Source organism: Streptomyces flavofungini (assembly GCF_041028215.1).
GTDB classification, from domain to species: Bacteria; Actinomycetota; Actinomycetes; order Streptomycetales; family Streptomycetaceae; genus Streptomyces; species Streptomyces flavofungini_B.
On record NZ_JASKYR010000929.1, the window covers coordinates 1 to 2,060 of the forward strand.

3 protein-coding genes are annotated in these 2,060 nt (G+C 71.9%); 1 reads left to right on the forward strand and 2 read right to left on the reverse strand.

The window, feature by feature from the left end:
• Window positions 1-8 precede the first annotated feature (8 nt).
• Both AB8Z36_RS36680 and ppk2 read right to left on the reverse strand, forming a co-directional pair.
• Window positions 9-563 carry a DoxX family protein gene (locus AB8Z36_RS36680; protein ID WP_369217714.1) on the reverse strand — a complete coding sequence of 185 codons (555 nt, stop codon included), beginning with the start codon at window positions 561-563 and terminating at the stop codon, window positions 9-11.
• A 115-nt stretch (window positions 564-678) separates the two neighbouring features.
• Window positions 679-1,692 (reverse strand): polyphosphate kinase 2, encoded by a 1,014-nt coding sequence (gene ppk2, locus AB8Z36_RS36685; protein ID WP_440582101.1) that lies wholly within the window; start codon window positions 1,690-1,692, stop codon window positions 679-681.
• A gap of 134 nt (window positions 1,693-1,826) precedes the next feature.
• On the opposite strand from ppk2, the gene AB8Z36_RS36690 reads away from it, so the two are divergent.
• Window positions 1,827-2,003, forward strand: coding sequence for a hypothetical protein (locus tag AB8Z36_RS36690; RefSeq protein ID WP_369217716.1), 177 nt, complete (start codon window positions 1,827-1,829; stop codon window positions 2,001-2,003).
• Window positions 2,004-2,060: the final 57 nt, after the last annotated feature.

Consider the following 2,060-nt stretch of genomic DNA (forward strand, 5'->3'; position numbering starts at 1 on the left):
GGCTCGGGTCAAAGGCGCCGGGCGACCGCGTGCTGGGCGTTCCCCGACATCGAGCGGACCGAGTCGGCCGCGCCGCTCAGCGCCTCCACGGCGTCGTGTCCGGCGCTGCGGGCGGCCTTGCTCCCGGCCGCGGCGGCGCCACGGGCCCGGTAGGCGACCGACGGCTTGCCGTGCGTGTCGGCCGCCGCGATCAGCAGGCCGCCGAGGAGCGAGAGGTTCTTGGTGAAGTGCGTGCGCTGGGCGGCCCGCTTCTCGGGGTCCTCCTCCTTCCACCAGGCGTGCCCGGCCAGGGTCGTCGGCACCAGGGTGGCGGCCAGGGCGAGCGCGGCGACGCGCGGCACCCGTCCGGTCGCCAGCATCAGACCGGCACCGAGCTGCACCCCGGCGTTGATGCGGACCAGGCTTTCGGGGTCCTCCGGCAGCCACGGGACACGGGAGGCCACGGGGAGCGCCACGGGCTCGGCGACGGGTGCCACGCCCTTGGCGTTCCGGAGGGTGTTCAGGCCTCCGGTGACGAAGACGGACGCGAGCATCGGGCGTGCGAGTTTCCTGAGAAGAGCCATGTCTGTCGGCTTCCCGCACCGGCCGTCCTCAGACGCCTGCCCCGGCGTCCTTTCCCACTTTCGCGCGTGCGCCGAGTGGTCCTGTCCCTCGCGCGCGCGGGAGGGGCGCCCGGTGTCACGGGTGCTGGCCCGGCCCTTGTTCCCGGTGGGCGATCCTGCTCGGTGACAGGTCCGTGGGGTCCTCGCCCGCCTCCAGGAGGGTGTCGGCGGGTCCGATGATGAGGGGGTCCGCCTCGCCCACCGCGTCCTTGTCCTTGGACTCGTAGTCCATGAGCAGCAGCAGATGCCGGATCGCTTCGAGGCGGCCACGGCGCTTGTCGTTGAACTTGACGACCGTCCACGGCGCCTGAGGGGTGTCCGTGGCCCGGAACATGTCCACCTTGGCCTTGGTGTAGGCGTCCCAGAGGTCGAGGGACGCCACGTCCGTGGGCGAGAGCTTCCACTGGCGTACGGGGTCCACCTGGCGGATCGCGAAGCGGGTGCGCTGCTCGGCCTGCGAGACCGAGAGCCAGAACTTGATCAGCAGGATGCCGTCATCGGTGAGCATCTTCTCGAACTGCGGGACCTGCTCAAGGAACTGGCGGTGCTGCTCGGGGGTGCAGAAGCCCATCACGGGCTCGACACCGGCGCGGTTGTACCAGGAGCGGTCGAAGAAGACGATCTCGCCCGCCGAGGGGAGCTGCGCCACGTAGCGCTGGAAGTACCACTGGCCCGCCTCGCGCTCCGTGGGCTTGTCGAGGGCCACGGTGCGCGCGCCACGCGGGTTGAGGCGTTCGGTGAAGCGCTTGATGGTGCCGCCCTTGCCCGCGGCGTCCCGTCCCTCGCAGACGACCACCACGCGCAGGCCCTCGTCACGTACCGTCTTCTGAAGCTTGAGCAGCTCGATCTGGAGGAAGCGCTTCCGGCGCTCGTAGACCTTGCGCCCGAGCTTCTGCCGGTAGGGGTAGTTCTCCTGCCACGTCCGCAGGGGCTCGCCCTGCTCGTCGAGCAGCACCGGCCGCTCGGGCCGGGCCTCGTCGATCCGCAGCCCGTCCAGCAGACGCTCCCCCTCCGCGTCGTCCGACGCCACGTCGTCTCCTCTCCTCGCCGTCACCGCGCCGGACCGCGCGGGACCACTGTCTACCCTCATATCAAGCAGCAAATCGGCTGATGCCGCCACAGGCGGGACCGGGATACGGCGGAACCGTTCGGGAGCGGACCGCTTCAGGCGGGCCACCGGGGGTAGGCGGCGGACAGAGAGACATCCGATGACGCCCCGCCGCCATGGCGGTCACAGCCCGGGAGGACATCATGGCCGGACTGCTCGCACGCCTGAAGGCGTACAGCCGCACACCGCAGGGCCGACGGAACATCGCCACCGCACGCAGGGCGGCCGCCGACCCCCGCAACCGGGCCAAGGCCCGCTCACTGCTCGGCCGGTTCCGCGGCGGACGCCGCTGAGCCGGGCCCGTCCGGTGCGGGACGGGCCGAACGACGGCCGGGCCGCCGCCGCGTGTC

Excerpts from the sequence above, each read along its gene's own strand:
- AB8Z36_RS36680 (WP_369217714.1), bottom strand. The coding sequence starts at position 563 with ATGGCTCTTCTCAGGAAACTCGCACGCCCGATGCTCGCGTCCGTCTTC.
- ppk2 (WP_440582101.1), bottom strand. The coding sequence starts at position 1,692 with ATGAGGGTAGACAGTGGTCCCGCGCGGTCCGGCGCGGTGACGGCGAGG.
- AB8Z36_RS36690 (WP_369217716.1), top strand. The coding sequence starts at position 1,827 with ATGGCGGTCACAGCCCGGGAGGACATCATGGCCGGACTGCTCGCACGC.